Below are 24,619 nucleotides of genomic sequence, written 5' to 3'. Positions count from 1 at the left end.
CCGGTCACCGCGGCTGCATGCGCAGTGCGCCGTCAAGCCGGATCACCTCGCCGTTGACATACTGGTTCTCGATCACGAACCGCACCGCATCGGCAAACTCACCGGGATCACCGAGCCGGGACGGATAGGGGATCGCGCTGGCAAGGCTGTCCTGGGCTTCCTGCGGCAGTTCGTAGAGCAGCGGCGTCAGGAAGATGCCGGGTGCTACAGTGTTGACCCGCACGCCGAAACGGGAGAATTCGCGCGCCGCCGGCAAAGCCAGCGAAACGATACCGCCCTTGGAGGCCGCATAGGCGGCCTGGCCGATCTGCCCTTCGAAGGCTGCGACCGAGGCGGTGTTGACGATCACGCCGCGCGCCTTGTCGTCGCGCTCGGGCAGGCCCGACATGCGCTCGGCCGCAAGCCGCATCATGTTGAACGTTCCGATCAGGTTGACGCGGATCACCCGCTCGAAATCGGCAAGCGGCATCGGCCCGTTCTTGCCGACGATGCGCCCCGCCGTGCCGATGCCGGCACAGTTGACGAGGATGCGCAAGCCGTCGCCCGCCTTCGCCGCAATATCGAGTGCCTTGGCCGCATCGTCCTCGCTGGTCACGTCTCCGGAGAGCGCCACGCCGCCGATCTCGGTCGCGACCTTCTCGGCCGCGGCCTGGTTGCGGTCGAAGACATGCACCACGGCCCCGAGTTTCGCGAGCAGCCGTGCCGTCGCCTCGCCGAGCCCGGATCCGCCGCCGGTAACGACGGCGCTTGTTCCTTCGATCCTCATGCCGCCAGCTCCTTGCCGACCCGGATTACGCCGGGCGCATCGCCATACAGTTCCTCGACCAGATCACCGCGATGGGCGAGCACGGCGCGCTGGTTGATCGAGCCCTTGTCGGTCACCTCGCCCTTTTCGAAACGCAAAGGCTGGGTCATCAGCATCATGCGCATGACGCGGGTCGCCGAACCGCTCGACTGGCGCTGATGTTCCTTCAGCCGCTCAGTGATCGCCGCCCTTACCTTCGGATGGGCAACCACCGCCTCATCGGAAAGGGCAGCGTCGCCGCCGATCAGTTCGCGCAGCGCCGGCATGAAGGGAACCACCAGCGCCCCGAGCTCGGCCCGGTTCTCGCCGGTGATGACCGCATCGCGGATTAGCCCGCCGAACTGGTTGACGAGCTGTGCCCGCAGCACGCCGACCGCCACCCAGGTGCCGGTCTGCAGCTTGAAGTTTTCCGCCGTGCGGCCGTCGAAATAGAAGCCCTGGCGCGGATCGCCGGGCACGGCGAATTTTACGGCGTCGCCGATCCGGTAAAAACCTTCCTCGTCGAAGGCCTCTTTGGTCAGCTTCTCGTTGCGCCAGTAGCCGGGGGTGACGTTCGGGCCCTTGAGGCGCAATTCGTATTTGTCGTCGATCGGCACCAGTTTCATCGTGACGCCCTGGCCGGGCACGCCGATATTGCCCGGCTTTTCCTGCGGGTCGGTGCAGAAGATCGCGAACGGCGCGGTCTCGGTGGAACCAATGCCGGTGCCGAGCGGCACCCGTTCGCCAATCGTCATTTCGGAAAGCTCGATCAACGCGTCCCAGGTGTGCTGCGCCATGCCGGCGCCGGCATACATCAGGAGCTTCAGGTCCTTGAAGAAGGTCTTGCGAAGTCCCTCGTCCTCGCGCATCGCCTGGATCAGCATCTCGTAGCCGGCCGGAACGTTGAAATACCAGGTCGGCGAGATTTCCTTCAGGTTGGCGATCGTCTGGGCCATCAGCGCCGGGCTCGGCTTGCCGCGGTCGATGTAATAGGTGCCGCCGCTATAGATGGCGATGTTGAACACCTTGTTGCCGCTGGCGGTGTGGTTCCAGGGCGCCCAGTCGACCAGGACCGGCGGTTCGTCGCGGAAATAGGAATAGCAGTCGGTCACCATCTCCTGATTGGAGCAGAGCATGCGCTGCGTCTGGATGACCGCCTTGGGCGAACCGGTGGTGCCCGAGGTGAACAGGAATTTCGCGACCGTATCCGGCCCGACCGCGTCAAAAGCCTTGTCCACGGCCTCGGTCGGCTCAGTCTTGAGGATGTCGTCGAAGAGATAGGTGCCGGACCGGTCCTCGGGCAGGTTACGCATCCCCGCGAAAGGTATGTCAGCCCCGAAAGCCGTATCGACCGCCTTGCGGAAGGCACCCGCGTCGTCGGCGAAGATCAGGCCGGGGGTGATCTGCCTGGCGATGTCATGCAGCTTGGAAAAGTCGGAGGAGATGGTCGCATAGGCCGGCGCAATCGCCGCCGACGGGATGCCGACATGCTGGGCGCCGAGCGCCATCAGCGCATGTTCGATCGAATTTTCCGAAAGGATGACGAGCGGATTTTCGGCCGAGAGCTTCATGTCCAGCAGGAACTGGCCGATACGGCGCACCTGATCCAGCGCCTCAGCAAAACTCACCCTGCGCCATTCACCGGCGCCTTCGCGATCCGCCATCCAAGTGCGGCCGGGTGCGGTTTTTGCCCAATGGATCAGCCGCTCGTTGAGCTTGTCGGGATAAGGTCCGAGCGGATCCTCACGCCAGACCACGAACTCGCCGTTCGGCCGTTCTTCCCAGCCGACCACAGGCGACCACAGCTTCACGTCACGCACAGGTTTTCCGCTCATGACTTCTCCTCCCAGACGTCAATGCTCCCTATCGGGCTCCCAAAATTTGTTTACAAAGAAACAATCTCCCTGTAAACGATCAAAAACTGATGACGGGCTGGGGAGCGTCCGTTGCTGGAGGAGAATGCATAAAATGGCCGATCAGACGGCAACCAGCTTCGTGACCTATGAGCTCAAGGGCAATGTTGCCCATATAGGTCTCAATCGTCCGGAAAAGCGCAATGCGATCAGCGACCGTTTCGTCGAAACGATCGCCGAGACCGTGGCGCGCGCCGAAAGCGAGGCGAAAGCCGTCGTGCTGTTCGGTCATGGCGATCACTTCTGCGCCGGGCTCGACCTTGCCGAACATGTGAAGAAGACGCCGATCGAAGGCGTGCGCGGTTCGCGCCGCTGGCATGCGGTGTTTGCCGGCATCGAACACGGCACGATCCCGTGGATTTCAGCCCTGCATGGCGCGGTGGTCGGCGGTGGCCTCGAACTGGCATCCTCCACTCATATCCGGGTTGCAGACAAGTCCGCTTTTTTCGCGCTGCCGGAAGGCCAGCGCGGCATCTTCGTCGGCGGCGGCGGCTCGGTGCGGGCCGCACGGCTGATGGGCGTCGCCCGCATGACCGACATGATGCTGACCGGCCGCGTCGCTTCTGCGGAAGAGGCCGAGCGCTGGAACCTGGCGCAATACGTCGTCGAAAAGGGCATGGCCCGGCAGAAGGCGCATGAGCTTGCGGAAGCCGCTGCCAGCAACGCCGAAATTTCCAACTACGCGGTTCTCAACGCATTGCCGCGAATCCAGGACATGGCCAAGGAAGACGGGCTTTTCGTCGAATCCTTCATCGCCTCCTTCACCGCCACCAGCCCGGAGGCCGAAGAGCGTCTGCGCGCCTTCCTGGAAAAACGCGCCGCGCGGCTGAAGGCGCCGGGCTCGGCATAAGGGGGAACGCCCATGGACATGCCGATCCGCACGGCGGACGAGGTCGAACTCGACCGGCTCAATTCAGCGCTCGGTTTCCTGATGCGGCTGGCGCAGCTCAAGATCTACGAGCGGTTTTTCGAAGAGGTCGGCGAGCATAATCTGAAGCCGGGGGAATTCTCCGTGCTTTGGGTCATTCTCCACAATCCCGGCATCCGCCAAAGCGTGCTCGGCCAACGGCTGATGATCAAGCGGGCTCATATGACCAAGCTGATCCGGGCGCTGGAGGACCAGAACCTCGTTTCGCGGAAGGTGCCGGATGGAGATCGCCGCGCCGTGGAGATCACGCTGACGCCGGAAGCGGTCACCAGGGTCAAGCACGCGAGCCAGTGGTTCTTCACCTATGAAGACTCGGTCGGCGCCAACCTTACCGGTGACGAGCGCCAACAACTGACGGCCCTGCTGCGGAAATTCGTAGGCCTGGGCTGAATTTAAAGATCGGGAGGAGCGAACCTTGAACATCGACGAGCTGATCGCCATCGACGTCCACACCCATGCGGAAGAACCCTGCTGCGGCCCGCGCGACGACGGCTATGACCAATTCCAGGCCGGCATGGCCAAATATTTCAAGAACCCGGCCGGCCACAAGGGCATGCTGCCGACGGTGAACGAGACCGCCGTCTATTACCGCGAGCGCAAGATCGGCTGCGTGATCTTTCCGGTCGATGCGGAGCGCGAGACCGGTTTCCGGCGTTACAACAACGAAGAAGTGGCGATGATCGCCGCCGAAAACAGCGACATCATGATCCCGTTTGCGTCGATCGACCCCGCCAAGGGCAAGATGGGCGCCCGCGAGGCGCGTCGGCTGGTGCGGGAATTCGGCGTCAAGGGTTTCAAGTTCCACCCGACCATGCAGGCCTTCTATCCGAACGACCGGATGGCCTATCCGCTCTACGAGGCGATTGCCGAAGAGGGTGCGATCACGCTGTTCCATACGGGTCAGACGGGCGTTGGGGCCGGCATGCGCGGCGGCATGAACATGCGGCTGAAATATTCCAACCCGATCTATCTGGACGACGTGGCGGCGGATTTTCCAGACATGCCGATCATTCTCGCGCACCCCTCCTTCCCCTGGCAGGAAGAGGCGCTTTCGGTCGCGACCCACAAGCCGAACGTCTATATCGACATGTCCGGCTGGTCGCCGAAATATTTTCCGGCGATCCTGGTGCAGTACGCCAACTCGATCCTGAAGCACAAGATGCTGTTCGGCTCGGACTGGCCGGCGATCACCCCGGATCGCTGGATGGCGGATTTTGCAGCGATCTCGATCAAGGACGAGGTGCGGCCGCTGATCCTCAAGGAAAACGCCCGCAAGCTGCTGAAGCTTTAAACCGGGACGAAACTCTTTCGCACCACCAGTTCGGGGATGACCCGCTCGTAGCCCGGCGAAGCGTCCGGGTTTTCGAGGCGCCGTTCCAGAAGCTCGACGGCGCGAAGCGCCATGGTGATCGGGTCCTGGCGGAAGGTGGTGAGGCCGTAGCTCAGCCATGCCGCTTCCGGCACGTCGTCGAAGCCGATCACCGCCACATCCTCCGGGATGCGCAGCTTCTTCTCCATGCGGATGAAATCCATAAGGCCGAAGGCGATCTGGTCGTTGGCGCAGAACACCGCATCCGGTCGTTCGCCACCGGCGAACAGCTCACGGGCGGCGGCGATGCCGCTGTCGTAATCGGAATCCGGCCCGCCGGCGGAGCGGACCTCGGAGCCGAGCGCCAGCGCCGCCGACGTGAAGGCATTTTCGCGTTCGACGATGCTCGGCGTCCCCGATTGCGAACCGACAACGGCGAGGCGCCGACGGCCGGCATCGAAAAAGGCATTGGCGGCCTTGCGCGAGGCCTCGGAATTGCCGGCGCGGACATGATCGGCATCCGGTTCAGAACGGCCGATCACCACCAGCGGCTGGCCGTTGCGCTGGGCGAGTTCGAAGAAGCTTGCTGGGGGCGAACCGGAAAGGATGATGGTCGCCTCGGCGCGGTGGCCGATCAGCATTTTCTGGGCGGCCAGCAATTCCTCTTCCGCCTGTCCGGTATTGATGAGGATCGGGATGCTGCCACGCTGGATCAGTGCCTTGGCCAAAGCCGCGGTCAGATGGGCACGGAACCCGACTTCCGGCTTGGTCGCAACGATGCCGACAAGCCGGCTCTGGTTGGCAAGCACGCCGCGAGCAAGGTCGTTGACGTGGTAGCCGAGCTCTTCCGCCGCCCGCAGCACCTTTTCCCGCGTCGCCGGTGCAACGCTGGCACCTGGAGTGAACGTGCGGGAAACGGCCGAGCGGGAGACGCCGGCAAGGCGGGCGACCTGTTCGGCGCTGACAAAGCGCATCCGTTTTTCGTCCTTCATGCTTTCCTCAATGCCCCACCCGCGAAAGGACGTCCGCCTTCAGGAATCGCTCCACGATCAACATGAACACCAGAGAGGGAACGAGCAGCAAGAGGGCCGTGATCGATGCGATCTGATAATTGCCGCCGGCAGCGGTCGTATAGAGCAGCAGCGGCAGCATGTTCACGTCGGGTGCGCCAACGAAATAGCTGCCGGTGAATTCGTCGAGCGATTCCAGGAAAACGAAGATGGCGCTTGCCATCAGGCCCGGTGCCGCCAACGGCAACGTTACGTCGAGGAAGGCCCGGAAGGCGCCGGCGCCGATATTGCGCGCCGCCTGTTCGAGCTCCACGTCGATCGCCGAAAAGGCGGCCGTCGCGATCCACACCGCATAAACGAGGCCGTGCGAGACATGCACCAGCACGACGCCGGGAATCGTGCCGTTGAGCCTGATCTCGTAGAATATCCGGGCCACGTTGACGTAGACTGTCAGGTTCGGAAAGGCCTGCGGAATGAGGAAGGCGAGCAGGATGAGGCCGCGAAACGGCAGTTTTAGCCGCGCCAGCGCGTACCCGGCAGGGATCGCCAGCAAGAGCGAGACGACAACGGTCAGAAGCGCCACGATCAGCGAATTGGTGAGCGATTCCATCGCCCCACCGCGTGGTGCAAATACCTTTGCCCAAGAACTGAAGCCGTATTCCAGCGGCAGGCTGTGGGGGAAATACCACTTCTCAGCCACCGTCCAGATCAGCAGATTGAAGAGCGGCCCGAAGATGAAGAAGGCCATCAGCCCGAAGATGATGCCGCGCGGCACCCACCAGAGGGCGGCGAGAGGATTGCGGGCGGCGGGATTATGGGCGGCGGTCATGCGCGCTCCTTGAGGCTGGCGCGCAGGTAGATCCATGCGACGGAGGCGGCGAGCACGAGCGAGATCAGGCCAAGCGCATTAGCGACGCCGTAATCCCCGTAGGAATTGACCCGGAAGGCGATGTCGGCGGTCAGCATGGTCGGCGACTGGGCGTTGATCATCAGCGGCACGGACAGAACCGACATCATGGTGACGAAGGAGAGGATGAGGCCGACCGTCAGCGTCATCGCCACCTGCGGCACGACGATTTCCAGCAGCAGGCGCAGCCGCGAGGCACCGAGATTGCGGGCCGCCTCGATCGTATCGCGGTTGATGGAGGCCATGGCACCGGCGACGAGCAGCGCCACGAACGGCGTCTGCTTCCAGACGAAGGCGATGACGATGCCGCGCCAATCGAGGAAGCTCACCGCATCGAGCGGCGTCATAAGTCCAAGATTGATGAAAGTGTTGTTCATCATGCCGTTCTTGGACAGAAACGTGCGGAGAATCTGGCCGACGACGATGAAGGGAATGAACATCGGCCAACGATAGAGCCAGCGCAGGATGGCGACGGCCACCGGATGTTCGCCGAGCGTGAGATAGCCGCCGATCGCGATCGAGGCGATGCCGATCAGCACCGTCGACAGGCTGACGATCACGACGGTGAAGATGATGTCCTTGGTGTAAAGGTCGAAAGTCTTGGTGAAATTGCCCCAGCCGAAAGCCCCCTCCACCTGGAAGGCGCCAACCGCCGACATGATCAGCGGCAGGATGAAAAGGAAGGCGATCACCGCGAGTGCCGGCAGCACGAGAAGGAGACCGAGGAGGCGTTTTGGCATGGTTCGACCGTTCGGAGGGATGATGGGCACTATCTTCTCCCCTCGGGGAGAAGATGTCCGAAGGACAGATGAGGGGGTGAGCTACAGACGCGACCCTAAGACCTCGTATGCCGTGCCACAGCCCCCTCATCCGGCCCGTTGGGCCACCTTCTCCCCAAGGGGAGAAGGTAATCTCGGATTACTTCACGGACTTCTCATAGGCTTCGAGGATCGCGGTGTTGTAGGGCGCGATCGGGAAGGGCTTGCCCTTGGCGGCAAGGTCGGCCGGCGAGATATCGACGAACAGCTTGTTCCAGGTCGCGTCGTCCAGTTCCCGCTTGACGTTGTCGGCGTCGATGCCCGGATACCAGTTGAAGCGCTTGACGATGCCTTCAGCCTGGACCTTCGGGCTGGTGGCGAGAGCGATGAACTTCTCGGCCAGCGCCTTGTGGGCAGCCTTTTCCGGCATGACGTAATGCATCGGCTGGCCCGGCATGCCCGGAGCCGGCAGGACCAGTTTCATGGTCGGCGGCAGCTGGCCGTTGGCCTGCCAGGAGTAGAACATGTCGACCCAGACCGGGCCCATGGCGATTTCGCCGCGCGACAGGAGGTCGAGCGTGCCGGCATTGCCGGGCGTCAGCGTGGCGTTGGTGGTGAAGTCGGCGAGGCTCTTGAAGGCCGTATCCCACTTCTTGGTTTCGTCTTCCTTGAACGGACCGTTCATCAGGGTGTTGGCATCGCCGCCACCGAAGGCGTAGATCCAGCCCATGACGAAAGAGACGCCGGAAGCACCGCCCTTGATGCCGTTATAGCCGAACTGCTTCGGATGGGCCTTGGCCCAGTCTGCGAGCTCCGCATAGGACTTCGGCGGGTTCGGAACGAGCGCAGGGTTGTAGGCGATCGCGGTCTGGCTGTTGAACATCGGCATGACATAACCGTCGACATTGGTGCCGAGCGCCATCTTGGCGTTGGCACGGGTGACGAGCTTGCCGGTTTCGATGTCGCTGCGGTACTTGTCGAGATAGTTCTTGGTCACCATCGGGCCGACGAATTTTTCGTGGACGACAGCGACGTCGACGTCCCACTTGTCGGACTTCGCCGCGGCCTGGGCGTCGAAGCGCTCGAGAATCTTCTGTGAGCCCGCATCGCCGGGGCCGGTGCCGACGGCGCGAACCGTATTGCCGGGATAGGTCTTTTCGAATAGCGGGCCGAGATACTGGTTGATGTAGTCGACCATGTTCTGGTCGCCGGCGGTCGCAACCGTCAGCTCTTCGGCATGAACCGGAAGGGCTGCGAAAGCGACGGCGAAGGCTGCGTAGGACATCTTCTTCATGAGTGCTTCTCCGTGAGTTGAAAAGGCAGAGGTATCGAAAGGTCAGGCGTGGACTTTCCCGGATGGCGCCCGGGAAGTGGGTGAGGCCGAAGCAGCCTCCGGCGAATTGAACAGAAAGAGCGCCTCGGCCGGCACGAACACGGCGACGCGGGCGCCCGGCTCGAAGGCGCGTTCGGCATCGGCCATGATTTCGTGATCGCCGAGTTTGATGACGTGGCGCCAATGGCCGCCGGGATAACTGACGGCGGCGACCTCGCCCCGGAAGCTGATGCCGGGGCCGATCACGGCGATATCGTCGGCCAGGACAAGGCGCGTGGCCTCCGGGCGGAAGCGGGCCTCGACCGGACCGGCGGGCAGCGGACGGCCGAGAAGCGGTACGGAACCGGCCGCATTGGCCGGGCCGGCAGCAATCGCAAACTGGTCGCCCTGCGGCGCGCCGTTCAGGAAAAGCACGTTTTCCGCGCCCATGAAGGCTGCGACGAAGGCCGAGGCGGGACGGTTATAAACATCTTCCGGCGTGCCCTGTTGGGCGATCCTTCCGGCATTGAGAATGACGATCCGGTCGGCCATCACCATGGCCTCCTCGCGGTCGTGGGTGACGTGGATGGCGGTGATGCCAAGCCGCTTCTGCAGCGCCCGCAACTCGTGGCGCACCGTCAGGCGGATGCGCGCATCGAGGTTCGACAGCGGCTCGTCGAGCAGCAGGATTTCCGGATCAATGGCGAGCGCCCGGCCGAGCGCGACGCGCTGGCGCTGGCCGCCCGACAACGCCAGCGGCTTGCGCGCTTCCAGCCCATCGAGGCCGAGCAGCGACTGCATGGCGGCGACGCGGGCCGCGATCTCGGTTCGAGAAATACCCTTCAGCTTCAGCCCGTAGCCGATGTTCTGCGCGACCGTCATATGCGGCCACAGCGCGTAGGACTGGAAGACCAGCGCCATGCCGCGCTTGTCGGGCGGCAGGTAGGTCACGTCGCGATGGCGCACCTTCACTTCGCCAGCCGACGGGCTGATGAAGCCGGCCAGCAGACGCAGAAGCGTGGTCTTGCCGCAGCCGGACGAACCGAGCAGTGCTACGAATTCGCCCTTGGCGATCGACAGATCGATATCGGTCAGAACCTGCGTGGCGCCATAACGGCTGACGACACCGCGCAATTCCAAAAAACCGTCCCGTTCCATCTAACCCCCTTTTGCACAGCCGTGCAATCTTGCTGGGCGTTTCTTAGAACCGGAGTTTTACAGGGGGATGACACCTTGGATTTTTTATTGTCGGATGCGCGTGAGGTGGCCGCTCAGGCTTCCACGGAGAGCGGGGTTTCGAGCCGGGCGAGCGCTTCTGCAAGCTCCTCGGCACCGATCGCCACGAAAACGGCTCCGGCCTCCGCCAGGATTTTCGCACGGCCGGGTCGGGGGTCGGCGGGATCGACAAAGCCGATCGCCGTCATGCCCGCCGCAATCGCCCCGGTGATCCCGTGGGCGCTGTCGTCGATCACCACGCAGCGGGCCGGATCGGCGGCGAGCGTTTCGGCGCAGAGATGAAACAGATCCGGCGCCGGTTTCGGCCGCGCCACCATATCGGCACTGAAGATCGACGGCGCGAAAGCGTGCCAGAGGGGCAGAAGGCCGAGGCTTTTCGACAGCCGGTCCGTCGAGCTGTTGGAGGCGACGCATTTGCGGTGCGGCAGTGCGCGGACGAGCTTTTCGATGCCGGGCATCGGCTCCAGCGAGCGGGCGAATTCCGGATAGATATCGAGATGCCAGGCCTCGAAGACCGCATCCAAATCTGTGACGCCGAGCTCTTCGGTGCAGATGCGACGGATGGCGCTGGCCGAATTGCCGGTGAAGCGGACCAGCACTTCGTCGGCGGTGATGGCGGCGCCTGCATCCTGCAGGGCCCTGGCAAGCGTGCGGCTGGCGATCGGCTCGCTGTTGATCAGGACGCCGTCACAATCGAAAATCAGAAGATCTATCTGCATGAAAGTCCAATTTGAATGAGGCGTCAAAGCCGATTGACGCCGGCCAAACCGTCGGCGACGGCAAAGCTCTGGAAAATGGCAGCAGGGGAATTCTGCTGCTTGCGGTCGGTGATCCCGATGAAATCCACCTCGGCCGATCGCTCGCTCAAGCGCATGATCGCATAACCATGCTTGTCCGAGGCAAACTTGAGATGCGGGTTTTCGGCAAGCGCCGTCGCAAGGCTTGCAGCTGACGGCGCGTCCGAGGTGATCGAACCGCAGACGAATTCGCTGGCGATGACCTGAGCCTTTTCGTCCGCGAAATCGCGCTTCACGTCGGCCGCGTAAAAGGCATGCAGGTCACCGCCAATGATCAACGGATTTTTAACAGCCGAGGTCTGCACTGCCTCCAGCAGGCGGCCGCGGGCGGCGCGATAGCCGTCCCAGCCGTCGAGATTGTGGGCGGTAGCGGGACCGGCCTTGGTGTCGCGTTCAGCAAGCAGCGTCTGCTGGGCGATGAGGTTCCATTTCGCCCGGCTGGCACCAAGCGTATTGCCGAGCCATTGTTCCTGTGCGGTGCCAAGCATGGTCCGCTCCGGCCGGTCGTCGCCCGCAGACCCTTCGAGTTCCGGCGAACGATATTGCCGGGTATCGAGCAGCGTCACGCCGGCCAGATTGCCGAACTGATAGTGGTCGTAGATGCGCAGCGCATCGAAGCCGGCGGCGAGGCTTGGATGCACCGGCATGTGCTCGAACCAGGCCTGGTAGGCGGCACGGCGGCGGGCGAGGAATTCGTCACGGTTCGGTGCGTCGGGAGCACGGTCATTGGCGTAGTTGTTGGTGACTTCATGGTCGTCCCAGACAGCGAGCCAGGGAAAGGCGGCGTGTGCGGCCTGCAGTTGCGGGTCAGATTTGTAGAGCGCATAACGATCCCGGAATTCGTAGAGCATCGACGGCACGCCGGTCTCGTGCTTGCGCACCAGCTGCGCGCCGTAACTGCGCTCGTAGATATAGTCGCCGAGATGTACGACGAGATCGAGGTCACGGCCAGCCATGTCGGCATAGGCGCTGTAGAACCCCTGTTCGTATTGCTGGCAGGAGGCGAAGGCGAGGCGAAGCGTATCGGCATTGCCCGCCGGCGCGGTGCGAGTGCGGCCGGCAGGGCTTTCCGCATTGCCGGACCGAAAACGGTAGAAATACCAGCGGCCGGGCAGAAGGCCCGTAACTTCCACATGCACCGAATGGGCGAATTCCGGGACGGCGCGGAAGAGGCCCGACTGGACCGGCTTTGAAAAGGCCTCGTCCTCGGCAACCATCCATTCCACGTCGATCGGATCGAGGTTCTGCTTTGGCGCCGGGGCGAAAGGATCGGCGGAGGTGGCGGCCGATGTGTCTTCGAGGATCAGCCGGGTCCAGAGGACGACGCTGTCGGCCCTCGGCGCACCGGAGGCGACGCCGAGAGCGAAGGGATCGGTCTTGAAGCTCGCCGCACGCGCGGAGCCGAGCGGCCGCCAGACGGCAGCTACCGCCAGCCCGCCCACCAGCAGGCTTCGACGATCAATGAGCGGCATCGAACAGCCCTTCGCGTGCCTTGACGGCGAGGTCCGGGCGGTCGGTGGTGATCTGGCGCAGCGGGCGCTTTAGCCAGAAGGACAGGTCTTCCACCTCGTTCGGAACCCAGACGCCGAGCTTTTCGGCCGGGACGAGCGCGGAGAGCAGTTCCCATTCCTCGAGCAGCAGAGCCTTTTCGATCGCCAGCACGTCGGAAACCCGCAGCATGGCTTCGACGGACTGGCGCAGGCCGAGAGCCTGGACGGATTTTTGATTGAGCGATGAGAGCCGGCGGATATGCGGCGCGACTTCACCGATCGTCTTCAGGACTTCGCCGCTGAAACTGGTCAGGAAGGAATTGTCCGCAACGCCAAAGCGGTCGATCATCGCCGCGGCCTTGGCTTCGAGGCCTTGATAGGGCTTGCCGTCGGCATCGGCCTTCAGTTCCACATGCAGTTCGAGGCCGGTCGGCGCGTAGATTTCGAGCACGTCCTCGAGCGTCGGGATGTGCTCATCGGTGCCCTTGAGGATCACCGAGCGGTATTCGCCGGCGGCGAGATCCGCCACGCGGCCGGAACGCTCGGTGGTGCGGTCGAGCGTCGCGTCGTGGATGACGAGGAGTTCGCCGCTGGCGCTGAGATGCACGTCGAATTCGACCGATTCGACGGAGAGGTCGAGAAGGTTGCGAAAGCCAGTCAGGCTGTTCTCGGCCCAGAGATCGCGGGCGCCTCGATGGCCGACGATGATGGGATTGGTCATTGGAAATACCTCTTGTCTATTTGCTGGAATCCACCAGGCCCTTGGTGAACCAGCGTTGCATCAGAAGGATGACGAGAGCCGGCGGCGCCATCACAAAAAAGGAGGCGGCCATGGCGATATTCCAGGCCGGTTGGGCGTCGGCGACCGGGATCAGGTCCTTCAACCCGATCATCGCCGTCGCCATCGCCTTCTCGGTGGTGAAGAGGAGCGGCCAGAGATACTGGTTCCAACCGTAGAGGAAGAGGATGATGGACAGCGCCGCGATATTGGCGCGCGACAGCGGCAGCAGCACGTCCCAGAAGAATTTCAACGGCCCTGCGCCATCGAGCTTGGCCGCCTCGCAGAGTTCGTCCGGTACGGTCAGGAAGAACTGGCGGAACAGAAAGGTCGCGGATGCCGAGGCGATCAGCGGCAGGATCAGGCCGCCATAACTGTTGATCATGTTCCATTGCAGCGCCGCGTCGAGCTGGTAGCCGGTCCTGTCGGCAATGAAGCCCGTCAGGCCGATCGCCTCGAACAGTGATCGCAGCGGGCCGCCGGCATCGGCCACCGCCTCGTAGGTCGGGATGATGCGCACTTCCACCGGCAGCATCAGCGAGATGAAGATCAGCCAGAAAGCAGTCATGCGGAAGGGAAACCGGAAATAGGTGACCGCGAAGCCGGCTATCAGCGAGACCGTCAGCTTGCCGACGACGATGCCGATGGTGACGATGAGGGAATTGACGTAGAGACGGCTGAACTGCCCTTCGTTCCAGGCGAGGACGGTGTTCTCGACGAAATGGCCGCCCGGGACCAGCGGAAACGGCACCTGCTGCACCTCGCCGACAGTCAGCGAGCCGGCGACGAAAGCAAAATAGAGCGGCATGCAGACGACTGCCGCGCCGATCAGCAGAACGACGTGGCAGAAGATCGAGAGGCCCGTGTGACGTTCGACCATGGTCACACCTGATAATTGACTTTGCGCTCGACGGCGCGGAACTGCAGGAAGGTGAAGAGCACGGCGATCGCCATCAGCATCACCGACTGAGCGGCCGACGATCCGAGGTCGAGCTGGCGAAAGCCATCCTGGTAGACCTTGTAGACCAGCGTGTTGGTGCTGCCGGCGGGTCCACCGTGGGTTACCGTGTCGATGATGCCGAAGGTCTCGAACAGGCCGTAGACGAAGTTCATGACGATCAGGAAGAAAATCGTCGGCGCCGCCATGGGCAGCGTCACCGTGAAGAAACGGCGGACCGGACGGGCGCCGTCGATCGCGGCCGCTTCCATCACCGAGGCCGGCACCGCCAGGAAGGCCGCGACGAGGAAGATGTAGTCGTAACAGACATGCTTCCAGACTGCCGCGACCGAGACAAGCAGCAGCGCATCGAACGGCCGGCGGTTCGGGTCCCAGGCGAAACCAATCTCATGCAGCATCTGGGCGAGCGGGCCGACGGTCGGGTTGAACAGGAAGGCCCAGAGAACGCCCGATATCGCCGGTGCGATGGCATAGGGCAGCAGGATGACGCCCTTGTAGATCGCCCTGCCGCGCATGACGTTGTCGGTGGCGAAGGCCAATAACCCGGCGATGACGAGCGTCGCGATGCATTGCACCACCGTGAACCACAGCGTGAGGATGGCGCTGTCGCGGTATTCCGGGCTTGAAAACAGGGTAGTGAAATTTTCCAGCCCGACGAATATCATCGTGCCGCCGAACGGATCCACCTGCACGAAGGCAAGCGACAGCGCCTTCCAGGTGGGGATGAAAAAGAAGAAGAGCAGGATCAGCAGCTGCGGCGCGAGCAGGCCCGCGGCCAGCCAGGGCCGCCGGAAATGCGAGGCCTTGAGCCCCGCTTCCGACGTCCCCACCAGGGAGCTCAGGCTCCGCCGCAAGGGTAACCGAGGGCGTGTCGCCGCGCCCTCGTTCCTGATCATGATGGCATCACTTGCCGGCATGGAGCTTCTCGTACTGGCGCAGGATCTCGTTGCCGCGCTTGACGGATGAGTCCAGTGCTTCCTGCGGGGCCTTCTTGCCGGTCCAGACAGCCTGGATTTCCTCGATGAGGATAGAAGTCGACTGATTGTGGTTGCCGAAGCGGAAGCCGCGGGAATTATCCGTCGGCTCCCCACGTGACAGCTGCTCGATCGCGATTTCGCGGGTCGGATGATCCTTGAAATAACCATCGGTCTTCATCTTCTGGTAGGCGGCATTGGTGACCGGAACGTAGCCGGTCGCCTTGCTCCACCATTCCTGGGTTGCCGGCTGGGCGACGAAATTAAAGAAGGCAGCGACGCCGGCCTGAACCTCTTCCGACTTGCCCTTGACCGCCCAGAGCGATGCGCCACCGATCGTACCGTTCTTGACGTCCGCACCTTCCTCGTGCGGCATGACCGCGGCGCTCCACTTGAACTTCGCGTCCGCTTCGACGCCGGAATGGCTGGCGGTGGAGTTGATGATCGTGGCGCAGGTGCCTGACGTGAAGAGGCTGATCGGAGCGACGCCCTGGCCGGCGATCTTCAGCACGCTGTCATCGACCCATTTCTTCAGCCGCGCGACCTGACCGACCACGCCGGTCTTGTTGTAGACGAATTCGGTGTCGAGACCGCCATAGCCGTTGGCCTTGGTGGCAAAGGGGTAGTTGTTGATCGCCGAATAGTTCTCGATCAGGCTCCACTGGAAATCGCCCGGCAGCGCCATCGGGCAATCGGTGACCTTTTTCTCCTTCAGCGCATAAAGCTGCTTTTCGAGGCCCTGCCAGGTATCCGACGGCGCGTCGAAGCCGGCCGCATTGAAGGCATCGGCATTGTACCAGAGAATCGGCGTCGACGAGTTGAAGGGAAGCGCCGCCGGCTTGCCGTTGACGATATAGAAGCCGGCGACCGGCTTGACGAAATCGTTCCAGTCGATCTTGTAGCCTTGCTTGGCCATCAGCTGGTCGACAGGGATCACCGCACCGGAGTTCAGCATGGTCATGAAGCCGCGCTCGGCAGACTGAAGGATAGCCGGCTGCTGATTGACGCGGTATGCGGCGACCATGGCCGCCATGGTCTCTTCGTAATTGCCCTTGAACGTGCCGACGACCTCGTACTTGTCCTGGGACTTGTTGAAGTCGGAGATCAGTTGCTGGACGGTATCGCCGAGCTTGCCGGAGATCGCATACCACCACTCGATCTTCACGCGGTCGGCGGCAGTTGCTCCCGTCGCGCCCATCAAAAGTGCGCTTGCGGCAAGAAGGCCGGTGATCGATTTCACATATGTCGAAGCCATGTTTCGGTCCCTGATAATCGGGTCTTTCGCACGACCCGCCCTGTTTCGGTTCTGGCCATCTCCATCAGTCTGGGTTAGCCATGACATGGATGGGTTATGTTACACATGTTACACACATGTGACATATGATACTTCAAAGGTGGGGACAATGGAATATCGTGAGCTGATGGTGCGGGCCGCGTGGCTCTATCACGTGGAAAGCCTTACCCAGCAGCAGATCGCCGAGCGGATGAATATCACCCGCCGGCGCGTCAACGAGATCCTCTCGGAGGCGCTGGAAGCAGGCGTTGTCAGGATCAGCTTCGATTCCGTGCTGGCGGAAAGCGTCGAGCTCGAAGCGAAGCTACGCAAGCGGTTCGGCCTGCAGGGTGCGGTCGTGGTGCCGACGCCGGCGGACCCTGCGCTTCTGCATTCGGTGCTCGGACGCGGGGCCGCCGGCTTTCTCGGCCGGTTGATCCAGACGCAGAAACCCGCATCGATCGGCGTCGGCTGGGGCTCGACGCTGCGCGAGACGATCCAGCACATCCCCTCGCTCAACGAGCCGCAGATCAAGGTACGCTCGATGATGGGCGGGCTGACGCAGGGCTCCGAAATCAACACGTTCGAGATCGTGCGCGGCTTTGCGCAGGTGCTGAACGCCCAGTGCCGCTATTTCGTGGCGCCGATCTATGCCGAAAGCCCGGAATCACGCGATGCGATCATTTCGCAGGCGGTGTTCCAGAGGACGTTCAAACAGATCTGCGAGGTGGATGTCGCCTACCTCAGCGTCGGCGACGTGTCGCAGCAGTCGCTGCAGGTGCGTTATGGCCTGCCCGAAGGCATGACCGAGCAGATCCTCAGGAAAGCCGGCGCGGTCGGCGACCTGATGGGCCGGTATCTCGACGCGACGGGCAAGGAAATCGACCATCCGCTGAACCGTCAGGTTCTCGCCCCGGAGATGGACGATTTCCGGAAAATCGGCTGCCGCATCGTCGCGTCGGGCGGAGCGCACAAGCACAAGATCCTGCAGGCGGTGGCGCAGAGCGGGCTCGCCAACGTGATGATCACCGACGCCGACAGCGCCAAGGCCATGCTGGCGGTGAAATAACCATCAGATATTGCGCCTCTTGCCCTCCAAGAGGTCGATGATGGAATTGGCGGCATCCAGCACATTGGTGCCGGGGCCGAAGACGGCGGCAACGCCTTGGTCCATCAGATAGTCGTAATCCTGCCGAGGCACGACGCCGCCGACCACGACGATGACGTTTTCGGCACCTTTCGCCTTCAACGCTTCGACGAGCTGGGGCGCAAGCGTCCGGTGACCGGCGGCGAGCGACGACATGCCTACCACCTGGACCTTCTCTTTGACCGCGAGGTCCGCCGCTTCCTCGGGCGTCTGAAACAGCGGGCCGGCGAGAACCTCGAAACCGATGTCGCCAAAGGCCGAGGCGATCACCTTGGCACCGCGGTCATGGCCGTCCTGGCCGAGCTTGGCGACCATGATCTTCGGCTTGCTGCCAAGCGTTTGAGCGTAGCTACCAAGCCGCGAGACGATCGTCTTGTATTCCGGATCGTCCTCATAAGCGGGTCCGTAGATATCGCTGACCACTTCCGGCACTGCCGAGTGGTCACCGAAGGCTTGCCGCATCGCGTCGGAGATTTCACCGACGGTGGCGCGGGCACGGGCCGCCTCGATCGCCACCTCCAGCAGGTTTCCCTCGCCGCTTTCGGCGGCCTCCTCCAGGACAGCCAGGGCCGCCGCCACCCGCTTCGGATCCCGCTGCCGGCGAACTTCCTCCAGCCGCTTGATCTGGCCGTTGCGCACGGCGGTGTTGTCGATCGCCAGAATGTCGATCTCGTCCTCGTTTTCCAGCCGGTACTTGTTGACGCCGACGATGATTTCCTCGCCACGGTCGACGGCGGCCTGGCGGCGGGTAGCGGCCTCCTCGATCAGCCGTTTCGGCAGGCCATCGGCGACAGCCTTGGTCATGCCGCCCATCGCCTCGACCTCCTCGATCAGCGCCCAGGCCTTTTCGGCAAGCTCGTTGGTGAGGCTCTCGACATAATAGGAGCCGGCGAGCGGATCGACGACCTTCGTCACGCCGGTCTCGTGGCTGAGGATCAGCTGGGTATTACGGGCGATGCGGGCGGAAAAATCGGTCGGCAGTGCCATCGCCTCGTCGAGCGCGTTGGTGTGCAGCGATTGGGTGCCGCCGAGCACCGCCGACAGCGCCTCATAGGCGGTGCGGATGACGTTGTTATAGGGATCCTGTTCCTGCAGCGAAACGCCCGACGTCTGGCAGTGGGTGCGCAGCATCAGCGACGACGCCTTCTGCGGCTTGAACTCCTCCATGATCCGCGACCACAGAAGCCGGGCGGCGCGCAGCTTCGCCGCCTCCATGAAGAAGTTCATGCCGATTGCGAAGAAGAAGGAAAGCCGGCCGGCGAATTCGTCGACGCTGAGGCCCTTGGCAAGTGCTGCACGGACATATTCGCGGCCGTCGGCCAGCGTGAAGGCGAGCTCCTGGACGAGCGTCGCGCCCGCTTCCTGCATATGGTAGCCGGATATCGAGATCGAATTGAACTTCGGCATTTCCTTTGCCGTATATTCGATGATGTCGGCGACGATCCGCATCGAGGGTTCCGGCGGGTAGATATAGGTGTTGCGGACCATGAACTCCTTGAGGATGTCGTTCTGGATCGTCCCGGAAAGCTCGGCCCGCGAACAGCCCTGTTCCTCGCCGGCGACGATGAAGGAGGCGAGGATCGGGATGACCGCGCCGTTCATGGTCATGGAGACGGACATCTCCTTCAAAGGGATGCCGTCGAACAGGATCTTCATGTCTTCGACGCTGTCAATCGCCACGCCCGCTTTGCCGACATCGCCCTCGACGCGCGGATGGTCGCTGTCGTAGCCGCGGTGGGTGGCGAGGTCGAAGGCGACAGAGAGGCCTTTCTGCCCGCCGGCGAGATTGCGGCGGTAGAAGGCGTTCGACGCTTCGGCGGTCGAGAAGCCTGCATATTGGCGGATCGTCCAGGGCCGGCCGGCATACATCGTGGCGCGCGGGCCCCGCACGAACGGCTTCATCCCCGGCAGCGAATCGAGATGCTCGATGCCGGCTAGGTCGTCGGCCGTATAGAGCGGCTTGATGTCGATGCCTTCGGGCGTATGCCAGACAAGGGTTTCCGGCGAAGCCTCCAGCTCCTTTTCGGCCAGAGATTCCCAATCCTTGACGGTCTTTGCGGCTTTCACGGTCTTTTCGGCCATCACTCGAACTCCATGATCAACTCGTCGACCGCCAGGCTTTGGCCCTGGCTCGCGGCGACGTGCTTGACGATACCCCTGCGCTCGGCCTTCAGCACGTTTTCCATCTTCATCGCCTCGACGGTCGCGAGCGTCTGGCCGGCTTCGACGGCGTCGCCGGCTTTCACCGAGACGGAGGTGATGACGCCGGGCATGGGGCAGAGCAGCATCTTCGAGGTGTCCGGCGGCAGCTTTTTCGGCATCAGGCGGGCAAGTTCGGCCACGCGGGGCGAACGGACACGGGCGGTGACGTCCATGCCGCGCCAGCGCAACCGGATGGCCGAGCCGACGAGGTTGACCTTGACCCCCATCGTCTCGCCGCCGACATGGAAGCGGGCATGGCTCTGGCCCGGCAGCCACCCGCTGGCGACGGAGAGCTGTGCGCCATCGCCAAAGCGGACGCCGGCGCCGTCGGGGCCGGTTTCGAGCGTCACGGCCTCTTCGAAGCCTGCAAGCGTCACCACCCAGTCCTTGCCGATCACCCGGCGATGATTGCCGATCGTGCCGGAAATCTGTACCGCCCGCTCCTGCAGGGCCTGATGGACCAGGACGGCGATGGCGGCGAGCTTCCTCGCGGCCGCCTCGACGGGATGCACGCCTGAAAAACCTTCTGGGAATTCCTCGGCGATGAAGGCCGTAGTGATGTTTCCGGAGCGAAAACGGTCGTGATCCATGACGGCCGAGAGGAAGGGCAGATTGTGGCCGATGCCGTCGACCTCGAAATCGTCGAGCGCCTTGCCCATCGCGTCGATCGCCGTCAGACGATCAGGCGCCCAGGTGCAGAGTTTTGCAATCATCGGGTCGTAATACATCGAGATCTCGCCGCCCTCGAAGACGCCGGTATCGTTGCGGACCACGGTGCCGTCGTCCTGCCGGCCTTCCGCGGGCGGGCGGTAGCGGCTCAGTCGGCCGATCGACGGCAGGAAGTTGCGGTAGGGATCCTCGGCATAAAGCCGGCTTTCGATCGCCCAGCCATTCAGCTCGACGTCGTCCTGACCGAACGACAGCTTTTCGCCTGACGCAACGCGGATCATCTGCTCGACGAGATCGATGCCGGTGACGAGTTCGGTGACCGGGTGCTCCACCTGCAGGCGGGTGTTCATCTCGAGGAAATAGAAATTTCTGGCGCCGTCGACGATGAATTCCACCGTGCCGGCCGAGAAATAACCGACCGCTTTCGCGAGTGCGACCGCCTGTTCGCCCATGGCCCGTCGGGTTTCGGCGTCGAGGAAGGGTGACGGAGCCTCCTCGATGACCTTCTGGTTGCGGCGCTGGATCGAGCATTCGCGCTCGCCGAGATAGAGCGTGGTGCCGTGTTGATCGCCGAGCACCTGGATTTCGATGTGGCGCGGCTGGTCGACGAATTTTTCGATGAAGATGCGGTCGTCGCCGAAGGAATTCTTCGCCTCGTTGCGGGAGGACTGGAAACCTTCCCGCGCCTCGGCATCGTTCCAGGCGATGCGCATGCCCTTGCCGCCGCCGCCCGCGGACGCCTTGATCATCACCGGGTAACCGATCGAGGCGGAGATCCTCACCGCCTCCTCGGCATCCTCGATCAGGCCCATGTGGCCCGGAACGGTGGAGACGCCGGCTTCGGCGGCGATCTTCTTGGAGGTGATCTTGTCGCCCATCGCCTGGATGGCTTTTACCGGCGGGCCGATGAAAACGACGCCCGCCTTTTCCAGCGCCTGCGCGAAAGCGGCATTTTCCGAAAGGAAGCCATAACCCGGATGCACCGCATCCGCGCCGGTCGTCCGGATCGCCTCCAGGATCTTGTCGATGACGATATAGGACTGGGAAGACGGTGCCGGGCCGATATGAACAGCCTCGTCCGCCATCCGTACATGCAGCGCCTCGGCATCCGCGTCCGAATAGACCGCCACCGTCTTTATGCCCATCTTGCGGGCCGTCCGGATGACCCGGCAGGCGATCTCGCCGCGATTGGCGACGAGGATTTTCTTGAGCGCCGGCATCAGACCTCCATGACGTCGTCGAAGGATTCGGGGAACGTTCTGCGGGCGACCTTCTCGTCGATCCTGAGAAGCGCGTCGTAGGAGGTCGGGTCGAAGTCGCTCTCGGCCGGTACGACCTCGCGGCCGAACAGAAGGTTGAGCCGGCCGGCATCGAGATTGCCCCGCTCGAACGGCTCAGAGCCGAAATGGTGCCACAGCGCATGCAGGAAGGCGGCATCCACCTTGTGCTCGATCGTACCCGGGCGGGCGAGGCGCTGCAGCTGCTTCAGCGGCGTTGCCCCCTTTTCGTTTGCCCGCCGGATCGTGAAATGATGCCCGTGGCCCGGCATGCCGGAAGGGAAACCCCTATGTTTCGTCATGTCGGGCGGTCTGGGCATGCTGGTCTCCTTGCGGTCGTTCTTCAAGCCTTGGCGAGCTTGTCCTGCGTCTTCGTCTCGAAATCGGAAGCGTCGTGGCGTTCGTGAAGCTGTTCGGACGGATCGCCGTTCACCCGGTTCACCATGCGGCCACGCTTGACGGCCGGCCGTTCGGCGATCTCGGCCGTCCAGCGCTGGACGTTCTTGTAGCTCTGGACGTCGAGGAAGGTACCGGCCTCGCCATAGGCCTTGCCTTGCGCCAGGTTGCCGTACCAGGGCCAGATGGCGATATCGGCGATCGAATATTCGGAGCCTGCCATGTACCGGTTCTCGGCAAGATGCCGATCCAGGACATCGAGCTGGCGCTTCACCTCCATCGAGAATCGGTCGATGGCATATTTGATATAGACCGGCGCATAGGCATAGAAATGGCCGAAGCCGCCGCCGAGATAAGGCGCCGAGGCCATCTGCCAGAACAGCCAGTTCATCGTCTCCGTGCGTGCCTTGTGGTCCTTGGGCAGGAAGGCGTCGTCGAACTTGTTTGCGAGATAGAGAAGGATCGACCCGCTTTCGAAAACGCGGGTCGGCTCGGGCGTGGAACGGTCCAGCAGGGCCGGGATCTTCGAATTCGGATTGACGTCGACGAAACCGGAACCGAACTGGTCGCCGTCGCCGATCTTGATGAGCCAGGCATCGTATTCGGCGCCCTTGTGGCCGGCGGCCAGCAATTCTTCCAGCATGATGCCGATCTTCACGCCGTTCGGCGTTGCCAGCGAATAGAGCTGCAGGGGATGCTTGCCGACCGGCAGCTCCCTCTCATGTGTCGGACCAGCGATCGGCCGGTTGATATTGGCGAACTGGCCGCCGTTTCCCTGTTCCCAGGTCCAGATCTTCGGGAGCTCGTAGCCCGCTGGAAAATTCTCGGCGGGGGATTTGTCGGTCATGAAATCTTCCTTCCATTCAGGTGGCGCGCCCGAGGGTTTTAGCGGGGCGACACCTATATAGAGAGCGGCCAGCCGAATTTCCGCTCATCACAGCGGGATCGTGTCGTGTTTCTTCCAATGCGTCGTCACCTGCTTGTTGCGCAGCGAGGCGAAGGCGCGGGCAATGCGGCGGCGCGACGAATGCGGCATGATCACCTCGTCGATGAAACCGCGTTCCGCCGCCACGAATGGATTGGCGAAACGCTCCTCGTATTCCTTCGTCCGCGCCGCGATCTTCTCCGGGTCGCCGAGTTCCGAGCGGTAGAGGATCTCGGTCGCTCCCTTGGCGCCCATCACGGCAATTTCGGCGGTCGGCCAGGCATAGTTGAAGTCGGCGCCGATATGTTTCGAGGCCATGACGTCATAGGCGCCGCCATAGGCTTTTCGTGTGATCAACGTGACCATGGGGACGGTCGCTTCGGAATAGGCGAACAGCAGTTTTGCACCGTGCTTGATGACGCCGCCATATTCCTGGGCAACGCCGGGAAGGAAACCCGGCACGTCCACCAGGGTCAGGATCGGGATCGAGAAAGCGTCGCAGAAACGCACGAAACGGGCGGCCTTGCGGGAACTGTCGATATCGAGGCAGCCGGCCAGCACCATCGGCTGGTTGGCGACGACGCCGACCGTCTGGCCTTCGAGGCGGATGAAGCCGGTGATGATGTTTCTCGCATAGGCTTCCTGGATCTCGAAGAAATCGCCCTCGTCGGCGATCGCATAGATCAGCTCCTTCATGTCGTAGGGTTTTGCGGCGCTGTCCGGAATCAGGCTGTCCAGGCGGTTCTCGACGCGGGCCGGATCGTCATGGAAGGGGCGGACCGGCGGCTTTTCGCGGTTGTTGAGCGGCAGGAAATCGAAGAGCTGGCGGACGGCCTCCAACGCTTCCACGTCGTTTTCGAAGGCGGCATCGGCGACCGAGGATTTTTTCGTGTGGGTGCCTGCGCCGCCGAGTTCCTCGGCCGTGACGATCTCGTTGGTCACGGTCTTCACCACGTCGGGACCGGTGACGAACATATAGGAGCTGTCGCGCACCATGAAGATGAAGTCGGTCATGGCCGGCGAATAGACCGCACCACCGGCGCAAGGCCCCATGATGACGGAAATCTGCGGCACGACGCCGGATGCCTCGGCATTGCGGCGAAAGACTTCGGCATAGCCGGCAAGCGAGGAAACGCCTTCCTGGATGCGGGCACCGCCGCTGTCGTTCAGGCCGATCACCGGCGCCCCGACCCGCACCGCCATATCCATGATCTTGCAGATCTTTTGCGCATGTGTCTCGGAAAGGGAGCCGCCGAGAACCGTAAAGTCCTGGGAAAAGACGTAGACCTGGCGGCCGTTGATGGTGCCCCAGCCGGTGACGACGCCGTCGCCCGCGACCTTTTGGCTATCCATGCCGAAATCCACCGCCCGATGAGTGACGTACATGTCGAACTCCTCGAAGGAGCCCTCGTCGAGCAGGACCTCGAGGCGCTCGCGGGCCGTCAGCTTGCCCTTCGCATGTTGTGCCTCGATACGCTTCTTGCCCCCGCCGAGCCTTGCCTCCGCCCGGCGTTTCTCGACCTCACCCAGAACTGCTCGCATGTTTGCTCCCGGTATTCCCTTGGGCATTACTTAG

At 62.9% G+C, this 24,619-nt stretch carries 22 protein-coding genes; 4 read left to right on the top strand and 18 right to left on the bottom strand.

The window, feature by feature from the left end; translation table 11 throughout:
• Positions 1–4: 4 nt before the first annotated feature.
• Complete coding sequence (locus tag ACSQ3G_RS20825; protein WP_105440182.1) at positions 5–766, bottom strand: SDR family NAD(P)-dependent oxidoreductase; 762 nt, start codon at positions 764–766, stop codon at positions 5–7.
• Entirely contained in the window at positions 763–2,619 is a 1,857-nt protein-coding gene (locus tag ACSQ3G_RS20820; RefSeq protein WP_436111383.1) for a feruloyl-CoA synthase, read from the bottom strand. Before ACSQ3G_RS20820 ends, ACSQ3G_RS20825 begins: the two co-directional genes overlap by 4 nt.
• Positions 2,620–2,752: 133 nt before the next feature.
• On the opposite strand from ACSQ3G_RS20820, the gene ACSQ3G_RS20815 reads away from it, so the two are divergent.
• The 3 genes from ACSQ3G_RS20815 to ACSQ3G_RS20805 are packed head-to-tail and all read left to right on the top strand — an operon-like array spanning position 2,753 to position 4,916.
• Positions 2,753–3,547 carry a crotonase/enoyl-CoA hydratase family protein gene (locus tag ACSQ3G_RS20815; RefSeq protein ID WP_046600458.1) on the top strand — a complete coding sequence of 265 codons (795 nt, stop codon included), beginning with the start codon at positions 2,753–2,755 and terminating at the stop codon, positions 3,545–3,547.
• A 12-nt stretch (positions 3,548–3,559) separates the two neighbouring features.
• Positions 3,560–4,015: a MarR family winged helix-turn-helix transcriptional regulator gene (locus ACSQ3G_RS20810; RefSeq protein WP_436111382.1), complete on the top strand. Its 456-nt coding sequence runs from the start codon at positions 3,560–3,562 to the stop codon at positions 4,013–4,015.
• Positions 4,016–4,040: 25 nt separating this feature from the next.
• A complete protein-coding gene (locus ACSQ3G_RS20805; RefSeq protein ID WP_038547636.1) occupies positions 4,041–4,916 on the top strand; it encodes an amidohydrolase family protein in 876 nt (291 codons plus the stop codon).
• Here ACSQ3G_RS20805 and ACSQ3G_RS20800 read toward each other — a convergent pair.
• The 11 genes from ACSQ3G_RS20800 to ACSQ3G_RS20750 all read right to left on the bottom strand — a co-directional run bounded on the left by ACSQ3G_RS20800 (position 4,913) and on the right by ACSQ3G_RS20750 (position 16,409).
• Positions 4,913–5,926 (bottom strand): LacI family DNA-binding transcriptional regulator, encoded by a 1,014-nt coding sequence (locus ACSQ3G_RS20800; protein ID WP_436111381.1) that lies wholly within the window; start codon positions 5,924–5,926, stop codon positions 4,913–4,915. The two genes, ACSQ3G_RS20805 and ACSQ3G_RS20800, sit on opposite strands and share 4 nt — an antisense overlap.
• A 7-nt stretch (positions 5,927–5,933) precedes the next feature.
• Positions 5,934–6,773 carry an ABC transporter permease gene (locus ACSQ3G_RS20795; RefSeq protein ID WP_436111380.1) on the bottom strand — a complete coding sequence of 280 codons (840 nt, stop codon included), beginning with the start codon at positions 6,771–6,773 and terminating at the stop codon, positions 5,934–5,936.
• Complete coding sequence (locus tag ACSQ3G_RS20790) at positions 6,770–7,591, bottom strand: ABC transporter permease (protein WP_436111757.1); 822 nt, start codon at positions 7,589–7,591, stop codon at positions 6,770–6,772. Before ACSQ3G_RS20790 ends, ACSQ3G_RS20795 begins: the two co-directional genes overlap by 4 nt.
• 178 nt (positions 7,592–7,769) lie before the next feature.
• Positions 7,770–8,903, bottom strand: coding sequence for an ABC transporter substrate-binding protein (locus ACSQ3G_RS20785; protein ID WP_436111379.1), 1,134 nt, complete (start codon positions 8,901–8,903; stop codon positions 7,770–7,772).
• Positions 8,904–8,945: 42 nt separating this feature from the next.
• Positions 8,946–10,079, bottom strand: coding sequence for an ABC transporter ATP-binding protein (locus tag ACSQ3G_RS20780; protein ID WP_436111378.1), 1,134 nt, complete (start codon positions 10,077–10,079; stop codon positions 8,946–8,948).
• Positions 10,080–10,192: 113 nt separating this feature from the next.
• The gene (locus ACSQ3G_RS20775; RefSeq protein WP_436111377.1) at positions 10,193–10,876 is read right to left on the bottom strand and encodes an HAD family hydrolase; all 684 of its coding nucleotides are present in this window, start codon (positions 10,874–10,876) and stop codon (positions 10,193–10,195) included.
• 23 nt (positions 10,877–10,899) lie between these two features.
• Positions 10,900–12,426 carry an alkaline phosphatase D family protein gene (locus tag ACSQ3G_RS20770; RefSeq protein ID WP_436111376.1) on the bottom strand — a complete coding sequence of 509 codons (1,527 nt, stop codon included), beginning with the start codon at positions 12,424–12,426 and terminating at the stop codon, positions 10,900–10,902.
• Entirely contained in the window at positions 12,413–13,165 is a 753-nt protein-coding gene (locus tag ACSQ3G_RS20765) for a glycerophosphodiester phosphodiesterase family protein (RefSeq protein WP_436111375.1), read from the bottom strand. The genes ACSQ3G_RS20770 and ACSQ3G_RS20765 overlap by 14 nt, the downstream gene beginning before the upstream one ends.
• Before the next feature lie 16 nt (positions 13,166–13,181).
• A complete protein-coding gene (locus tag ACSQ3G_RS20760; RefSeq protein ID WP_436111374.1) occupies positions 13,182–14,102 on the bottom strand; it encodes an ABC transporter permease subunit in 921 nt (306 codons plus the stop codon).
• Between the two features lie 2 nt (positions 14,103–14,104).
• Complete coding sequence (locus ACSQ3G_RS20755) at positions 14,105–15,097, bottom strand: ABC transporter permease subunit (protein WP_436111373.1); 993 nt, start codon at positions 15,095–15,097, stop codon at positions 14,105–14,107.
• Positions 15,084–16,409 (bottom strand): extracellular solute-binding protein, encoded by a 1,326-nt coding sequence (locus tag ACSQ3G_RS20750; RefSeq protein ID WP_436111372.1) that lies wholly within the window; start codon positions 16,407–16,409, stop codon positions 15,084–15,086. The genes ACSQ3G_RS20755 and ACSQ3G_RS20750 overlap by 14 nt, the downstream gene beginning before the upstream one ends.
• A gap of 148 nt (positions 16,410–16,557) precedes the next feature.
• On the opposite strand from ACSQ3G_RS20750, the gene ACSQ3G_RS20745 reads away from it, so the two are divergent.
• Positions 16,558–17,496, top strand: a complete 939-nt coding sequence (locus ACSQ3G_RS20745; RefSeq protein ID WP_436111371.1) for a sugar-binding transcriptional regulator — start codon at positions 16,558–16,560, stop codon at positions 17,494–17,496.
• A 3-nt stretch (positions 17,497–17,499) separates the two neighbouring features.
• Here ACSQ3G_RS20745 and scpA read toward each other — a convergent pair whose 3' ends face one another.
• The 5 genes from scpA to ACSQ3G_RS20720 form a co-directional block, all read right to left on the bottom strand.
• Positions 17,500–19,641: a methylmalonyl-CoA mutase gene (gene scpA / locus ACSQ3G_RS20740; RefSeq protein ID WP_436111756.1), complete on the bottom strand. Its 2,142-nt coding sequence runs from the start codon at positions 19,639–19,641 to the stop codon at positions 17,500–17,502.
• A gap of 14 nt (positions 19,642–19,655) precedes the next feature.
• Positions 19,656–21,665, bottom strand: a complete 2,010-nt coding sequence (locus ACSQ3G_RS20735; protein ID WP_436111370.1) for an acetyl-CoA carboxylase biotin carboxylase subunit — start codon at positions 21,663–21,665, stop codon at positions 19,656–19,658.
• Positions 21,665–22,042 carry a hypothetical protein gene (locus tag ACSQ3G_RS20730; RefSeq protein ID WP_250809041.1) on the bottom strand — a complete coding sequence of 126 codons (378 nt, stop codon included), beginning with the start codon at positions 22,040–22,042 and terminating at the stop codon, positions 21,665–21,667. Before ACSQ3G_RS20730 ends, ACSQ3G_RS20735 begins: the two co-directional genes overlap by 1 nt.
• A gap of 23 nt (positions 22,043–22,065) precedes the next feature.
• Positions 22,066–22,965 carry a glutathione-dependent disulfide-bond oxidoreductase gene (gene yghU, locus ACSQ3G_RS20725; protein ID WP_037086440.1) on the bottom strand — a complete coding sequence of 300 codons (900 nt, stop codon included), beginning with the start codon at positions 22,963–22,965 and terminating at the stop codon, positions 22,066–22,068.
• 87 nt (positions 22,966–23,052) lie between these two features.
• A complete protein-coding gene (locus tag ACSQ3G_RS20720) occupies positions 23,053–24,585 on the bottom strand; it encodes an acyl-CoA carboxylase subunit beta (protein ID WP_436111369.1) in 1,533 nt (510 codons plus the stop codon).
• Positions 24,586–24,619 lie beyond the last annotated feature (34 nt).

This window comes from Neorhizobium tomejilense (genome assembly GCF_964254135.1).
GTDB classification, from domain to species: domain Bacteria; phylum Pseudomonadota; class Alphaproteobacteria; order Rhizobiales; family Rhizobiaceae; genus Neorhizobium; species Neorhizobium tomejilense.
This window is presented reverse-complemented; position numbering and strand designations above follow the sequence as displayed.

Bases quoted from the DNA above. Each gene is read 5' to 3' on its own strand.
- ACSQ3G_RS20745 (WP_436111371.1), top strand. From the start codon at position 16,558: ATGGAATATCGTGAGCTGATGGTGCGGGCCGCGTGGCTCTATCACGTG.
- ACSQ3G_RS20775 (WP_436111377.1), bottom strand. From the start codon at position 10,876: ATGCAGATAGATCTTCTGATTTTCGATTGTGACGGCGTCCTGATCAAC.
- ACSQ3G_RS20720 (WP_436111369.1), bottom strand. From the start codon at position 24,585: ATGCGAGCAGTTCTGGGTGAGGTCGAGAAACGCCGGGCGGAGGCAAGG.
- ACSQ3G_RS20785 (WP_436111379.1), bottom strand. From the start codon at position 8,903: ATGAAGAAGATGTCCTACGCAGCCTTCGCCGTCGCTTTCGCAGCCCTT.
- ACSQ3G_RS20760 (WP_436111374.1), bottom strand. From the start codon at position 14,102: ATGGTCGAACGTCACACGGGCCTCTCGATCTTCTGCCACGTCGTTCTG.
- ACSQ3G_RS20815 (WP_046600458.1), top strand. From the start codon at position 2,753: ATGGCCGATCAGACGGCAACCAGCTTCGTGACCTATGAGCTCAAGGGC.
- ACSQ3G_RS20810 (WP_436111382.1), top strand. From the start codon at position 3,560: ATGGACATGCCGATCCGCACGGCGGACGAGGTCGAACTCGACCGGCTC.
- ACSQ3G_RS20770 (WP_436111376.1), bottom strand. From the start codon at position 12,426: ATGCCGCTCATTGATCGTCGAAGCCTGCTGGTGGGCGGGCTGGCGGTA.
- ACSQ3G_RS20820 (WP_436111383.1), bottom strand. From the start codon at position 2,619: ATGAGCGGAAAACCTGTGCGTGACGTGAAGCTGTGGTCGCCTGTGGTC.
- ACSQ3G_RS20765 (WP_436111375.1), bottom strand. From the start codon at position 13,165: ATGACCAATCCCATCATCGTCGGCCATCGAGGCGCCCGCGATCTCTGG.
- ACSQ3G_RS20750 (WP_436111372.1), bottom strand. From the start codon at position 16,409: ATGGCTTCGACATATGTGAAATCGATCACCGGCCTTCTTGCCGCAAGC.
- ACSQ3G_RS20780 (WP_436111378.1), bottom strand. From the start codon at position 10,079: ATGGAACGGGACGGTTTTTTGGAATTGCGCGGTGTCGTCAGCCGTTAT.
- ACSQ3G_RS20790 (WP_436111757.1), bottom strand. From the start codon at position 7,591: ATGCCAAAACGCCTCCTCGGTCTCCTTCTCGTGCTGCCGGCACTCGCG.
- ACSQ3G_RS20730 (WP_250809041.1), bottom strand. From the start codon at position 22,042: ATGCCCAGACCGCCCGACATGACGAAACATAGGGGTTTCCCTTCCGGC.
- ACSQ3G_RS20795 (WP_436111380.1), bottom strand. From the start codon at position 6,773: ATGACCGCCGCCCATAATCCCGCCGCCCGCAATCCTCTCGCCGCCCTC.
- ACSQ3G_RS20825 (WP_105440182.1), bottom strand. From the start codon at position 766: ATGAGGATCGAAGGAACAAGCGCCGTCGTTACCGGCGGCGGATCCGGG.
- ACSQ3G_RS20755 (WP_436111373.1), bottom strand. From the start codon at position 15,097: ATGCCGGCAAGTGATGCCATCATGATCAGGAACGAGGGCGCGGCGACA.
- ACSQ3G_RS20800 (WP_436111381.1), bottom strand. From the start codon at position 5,926: ATGAAGGACGAAAAACGGATGCGCTTTGTCAGCGCCGAACAGGTCGCC.
- yghU (WP_037086440.1), bottom strand. From the start codon at position 22,965: ATGACCGACAAATCCCCCGCCGAGAATTTTCCAGCGGGCTACGAGCTC.
- ACSQ3G_RS20735 (WP_436111370.1), bottom strand. From the start codon at position 21,665: ATGCCGGCGCTCAAGAAAATCCTCGTCGCCAATCGCGGCGAGATCGCC.